The 5696-nt window shown below is 65.7% G+C and carries 2 protein-coding genes and 1 pseudogene; 2 read left to right on the forward strand and 1 reads right to left on the reverse strand.

What is annotated here, in order from left to right:
- Positions 1 to 286 (reverse strand): annotated as a pseudogene (locus Q0349_RS06820) (ATP-dependent DNA helicase); the annotation flags it as partial.
- 77 nt (positions 287 to 363) lie between these two features.
- Between Q0349_RS06820 and Q0349_RS06825 the strand changes: the two are divergent.
- The gene (locus Q0349_RS06825; protein ID WP_298080126.1) at positions 364 to 3363 is read left to right on the forward strand and encodes a DUF2339 domain-containing protein; all 3000 of its coding nucleotides are present in this window, start codon (positions 364 to 366) and stop codon (positions 3361 to 3363) included.
- Positions 3364 to 3634: 271 nt separating this feature from the next.
- Positions 3635 to 5696 (forward strand): VCBS domain-containing protein (locus Q0349_RS06830; protein WP_298080125.1); only part of this gene is annotated, 2062 nt, incomplete at its 3' end.

The raw sequence follows: 5696 nt of genomic DNA on the forward strand, positions 1-5696 counted from the left end.
AGTGGCGCCCTCCGGCCCCGGTGCCCCCGGCCCCGGCGGCGTCGGGGGCCAGGTCCATGCGCCCGAAGACGAGCCGGTCCTCGACCCCCTCCAGGGAGGCGACGAGCCCGGCGTAGTGGGCGGCGTAGGCGTCCCGCTCGCCGCGGGACTGGTGGGTGCCGCCGGTCGGGCTCGCCTGCGTGGCGGCCAGGGAGGCGCGCGCCGACTCCAGCCGGCGGTCGAGCTCGCGGTAGGCCCGGTCGACCACCTCCTGCTCGGCGGATATCTCTCGCTCCCGCGCCTCAATCTGCCCCGCGCAAGGCCGCCGCCGCCCGCGACGGTCAGCCGTCGCCGCTCGCCGCCTTTTTCAGCGAAAACCTGCTGCTGAAGGCGGGCATCGCCATTCTCTTCCTCGGTCTCGCTTTTTTGCTGCGCTATGCTTCGGCGCGGGTGCATATTTCGCTGTCGCTGCGTTATTGCGCGGTCGCCGCCACCGCCGCCGTGCTGGCGGGTGCGGGCTGGTATTTGCGCGAGAAGCGCCGCGATTATGCGCTCGCCATTCAGGGCGCGGCGCTCGCTATTTTGTATTTGACCGCGCTGGCGGCGCTGAAGTTGCACGCGCTGCTTGACCCGCCGGTGGCGTTCGCGTTGATGACGGCGACGACGGCGCTGCTGGTCGTGCTCGCCGTGTTGCAGAATGCGCTGGTGCTGGCGCAAATCGCCCTTGTCGGCGGCCTCGCCGCGCCGGTGCTGACCGCCAGCGGCAGCGGCAATTATGTCGCGCTGTTTTCGTATCTTGCGCTTTTGAACAGCGGCGTCGCCGTCATCGCCCGCTTCAAGGCGTGGCGCTCGCTTAATCTCACCGGCATCGGCGGCACGCTTGCCATTGCCAGCAGTTGGGGCGGCGCGTTTTATGACCCGGCGCAGTTCGCCAGTATTGAGCCGTTCCTCATCTACCATCTCGCGCTTTATACCGCGATTGTCTGGCGTTATACGCGCCAGCGCGCCGCCGCCGCTGACCTGCCGACGCTCGCCAACCATGCCACGCTCACCGAGATTTTTGACTACTGCCTGCGCGGTTTGCAGCGCATCGGCAGTCTCGACAGCACCCTGCTCTGCGCCACCGCCCTCGGCTGCTACGGCCTGCAATACGGCATCGCTGCCCATCTGCCCTACGGCGCGGCGTGGTCGGCGCTGGCTTTCGCCGCGTGGTACGGCGGCGTCGCCCAGCTTGCCCGTCCGCTGGCGGAATTGCGCCCGCTGCGTGAGGCCTGCCTGCTGCTCGCCGCGCTGTTTGTCCTGCTCGCCATTCCGCTCGCCTTCAATGGTCGCTGGACGGCGAGTAGCTGGAGCCTGCAAGCGGCGCTGGTGTACATTCTGGCGACGCGCCATGCCAACCCCATCAGCCGCCTCGGCGCGCTGGTGTTGCAAGCCGCCGCCGTGCTTGCCCTGCTCGCGCATTACCGCCTCGACCCGGACGCCGCCATCGTCCTGCACGGCTCGCTCAGCGCGACGCTGATTACGGCAGCGAGTGGCATCGCCATCCTCCTCACCGCCGCGAAGCAGGGCGACGACGAGCGCGCGGAGTGGGAGCGCAACCTGCTCGGCGCGGTCTTCCTCGGCACCCTGCTCATCGCTCTCGCGCTGCCGCTGCTCATCCTTCCCGGCGCATGGGCGGCCACCGTGTGGCTGGTGGAAACCAGCGCCGCCTATCACCTCGGCCTGCGTCTCGGCAACGACATCGCGCGTCAGGCCGCGCTGGCGCTCGCCGCCGCCGTGCTGGTCATCCTCTTTACCCGCTACCGCCTCACCCCCTACGGCGAAACCCTGCTGCAAGGCTCGCTCGGCATCGCCCTCCTCATCGCCGCCTGCGGCAGCGCCAATATCCTCGGTTGGTGGCGGACGGCGCGCGAACCGGTGCCGCTGTGGGAAGTCATCGGCCTGCGCGGCAGCGCCATTGCCGCCTACAGCGCCGCCGTCGCCCTGCCGCTGCTCGCCTTGCCGAACGCATGGGCGGCACCGCCGGTCGCCATCAGCGCCTTCTTCCTCGCCCTCATCCAGTATGCCTACTGCACCGGCGCGCATGACGAACCGCACCCGGCGACGCGCGTCTTCGCCGTCCCCGTCATCTACCTGACCCTCGCCGCGAGCTTCCTTGCCACCCTCCTCGCCGACCGCCACCCCGCCAGCCTCGCCGCCGTCGCCCTCGCCATGCTCGCCACCGCCTGGCTGCACGACCGCCAGCGCCGCTACGAGCCGCAGCACTATCTCGCCGCGACCCCGCTCCTCCTCTTTGGCAGCGTCAAACTCGTCTATGCCCTTGAGCCCTGGCTGGCAGTCCTCTTTCCTGCCAGCAGTGCGGTGTGGGCGCTGCTCATCACCGCCGCGCTGCTGCACGGACTCAGCCGCTTCGACTGGCGCGATGCTGGCCGCCTCGCCCTCGCCTGGTTGCCGCTCTACCCGCTCATCCTCTACCTCAGCGGCTACTACGGCCACGCCGACGCCGCCCCCGGCGAATGGCTGCTGGTGAACATCGCCGCGCTGGCGCTGCACGCCCTCACCCTGCACCACAGCGAACACGACCCGCATCCGTCCGTCGCCTACGTCCGCCCGTGGCTACACGCGCTCGGCTACAACCTGCATACGTTGAACCTGATGCGCTTCGCCAGCGTCGCCGCCAGCGCCATCTTCGGCGCAGACAGCCTGTGGTTGCTGCCCGCACTCTTGACCGCGCCGCTGCTGGCACTCACCCTGCCGACCCTGCCCGCGCTGCAAGCGTGGACGAACCGCTACCGCGACACCTACCACGGCAGCGCCGCCTTGCCGCTGGTGGCGGCCGTCCTGCTGACGCTTGCCTACTACAACCTGCACCACAGCGGCAGCAGCCCGCCGCTGCCGTACCTGCCCTTCGCCAACCCGCTGGAAATCATCAGCCTCGCCGCGCTGTGGCTGCTGTGGCGCTGGTGGCGGCAAAGCGACCTCACCGCGTGGACGGCCACCCTGCCGCGCGCGCTGCCGCTGGCGGTGTTGGGCTGGATTATCGTCAGTCTCGACATCCTGCGCATCTGGCATCACTACCTCGGTGTGCCCTGGCGCGCGCACGACCTGCTCGCCTCGTTCGGCGTACAAGCCAGCCTCAGCCTCACCTGGGCGCTCGGCGCCATCGCGCTGATGGCAAGCGGCCACAAGCGCCAACAACGCCGCCTGTGGACGGCGGGCGCGGCGCTGATGGGCGTGGTTATCGTCAAACTGTTCGTGGTGGAACTGGGCGACAGCAACGGCATCGCCCGCATCGTCTCCTTCATCGGCGTCGGCGTACTGCTGCTGCTGGTCAGCTACTTCGCCCCCGCGCCGAAACGGGGTGAAGACGACGGCGAAGGTTGAAGCCGGCCGACCGCATTGGCGCCTATGCCGATGGCGCGGTTGAACTGACCCTGCCTTACGACAAACTGCGCGGTATCCTCAAGGACGAATATCAGCCGCAATAACCCGCAAACCGCCCCGCCTGGCACAGCGCGGGGCGGGGGCAAACTGGCACGGCTGTTGCTTTCATCTACTGGTAACCAAATAGTCATTTTTTTGTATAATGGCTGTCATAGTCAGTTAATGCTGACAGGAATTGCCGAAAAACTTCTTTACTTACAAGGAATCCAGTATGTCAAAGCAAATCACCCTCACCCTGAACGACGCCAGCGGCAACCCCATTGGCCAGTACAACATCAACACCGCAGGCAGCGCGCTGCACATCGAAGCGGTAGATGGTGCCTACTACCAGTTCACCGACCAGACGACCGGCATCGGTCCGGAAGGTCTCATCACCGAGCGCGAGGGCGATAACCTGCTGGTTTCCTTCGATGACGGCGTTGACCTGGTCATCGAAAACTACTATGGGCAAAGCCAGCCGGGCGCGCTGGTCGGCTTGCAGGCGGACGGCGGCCTCACCAGTTATCCGGTTGCCACTGCGCCGGAGCACGTCCTCGCCGAACAAATCGCCGCCGAACAGACGCTGGGTTCCGACCAGCCGGTCTGGGCGCCGCTGGGCGTACTCGGGGCGGTTGGCCTTGTTGCCGCCGGTATCGGCCTCGCCAAGAATAACGACGGCGAGAAAATCCACAGCAACAACAACGGCGGAAACAACAACAATAACAACAACCCTGCGCCAAGCCCGTCGCCCAACACGCCGAACAATCCCGGCAGCCCCAACGTGCCTTCGCCGAACCCGAACAATCCGGGCAACCAAAACCCCGGTAATCCGAACAACCCTACGCCGAACCCCAGCCCGAACCCGCCGACACCGTCGCCGACGCCTTCGCCGAATCCGCAACCGCCGACACCGAACCAGCCCGGCAGCGACCCGAAACCCCGTGCAGAAAACGACAAAGTCAAAGGCACCCCGAAAGAAAAAGTCACCATTGACGTCCTCGACAACGACAGCGGTATCGATGCCAACGGCCAGCGCGACCTCGACCCGAACAGCATCCGTTTGATTGATTCTGCGGGCAACGCCGTCACCAGAATCACCGTCGCCGGGCAGGGCGAATGGAACGTCCAGTTCGGCAAAGTCACCTTCACCCCGGAGCCGAACTTCACCGGCAACCCGACTCCGGTGCAATACACCGTGAGCGACAAGGCGGGACAAGTCAGCAACAAGGCGACCATCACCGTCACCTATAACGACGGCGCAAACACCCCCGGCCTCGCGCAAATCACTGGTGACGCCAAAGTCGGCCAGACCCTCACCGCCGACATCAACGACCCGGACGGTGTTCCCGCGAGCGGCGTCAAATACCAGTGGCTTGCCGATGGCGGTGTCATTGCGGGCGCGACCGGCAAAACCTACACCGTACAACCGGGCGACTTGGGTAAAACCATCAGCGTCAAAGTCGTTTACACTGATGGCGCCGGGCACTATGAAGACATCACCTCACAGCCAACTGCCAAAGTCGCCGACGGCACCCCGGCACCACAACCGCCACAACCTGGCCAAAACCATCCTGGCAGCGTCGCTATCAGCGGCAACGCCAAAGTGGGCGAAAAACTAACCGCCGAAGTCCACGACGATGACCAGTTCGACGCCAGCAAAGTCAAATACCAATGGCAGCGCGACGGCCAGCCGATTGCGGGCGAAAGCGGCAGCAGCTACACCCTGAAAGCCGAAGACGCCGGCCACAAAATCACCGTCAAAGTCGAATACACCGACAACGCGGGCAACAAAGAAAGCCATGACGCGACCAGCGCCACCGTACAGGGACAAAGCTCGACCAACCACGCGCCGACCGACATCCAGCTCGCCAACAACAACGTCATCGAAGGCAAGGACGGCGCCACCATCGGCAAACTGACGACGACCGACCCTGATGCGGGCGACACCCACACCTACACCGTGAGCGACAGCCGCTTTGAAGTCACCGCCGACGGCACCCTCAAACTCAAAGCCGGGCAGCACCTCGACTACGCGAGCGAAAAAACCGTCAACCTGCAAATCACCACCAACGACGGCCACGGCGGCAGCTACGCCAAAACCATCACCGTCAACGTGCAGGACGACCCGAACTACCCGGCGCCGAACCCGCAACCGCCGCAACCCGGCCAAAACCACGCCGGCACCGTAGCCATCAGCGGTGTTGCCAAAGTAGGCGAAACACTCACCGCACAAGTGGCGGATCAGGACGGCGTTGACCAAAGCAAAGTCAAATACCAGTGGCTGGCCGACGGCA

The sequence above is a fragment of the uncultured Cardiobacterium sp. genome (assembly GCF_938028185.1).
Taxonomy (GTDB): Bacteria; Pseudomonadota; Gammaproteobacteria; order Cardiobacteriales; family Cardiobacteriaceae; genus Cardiobacterium.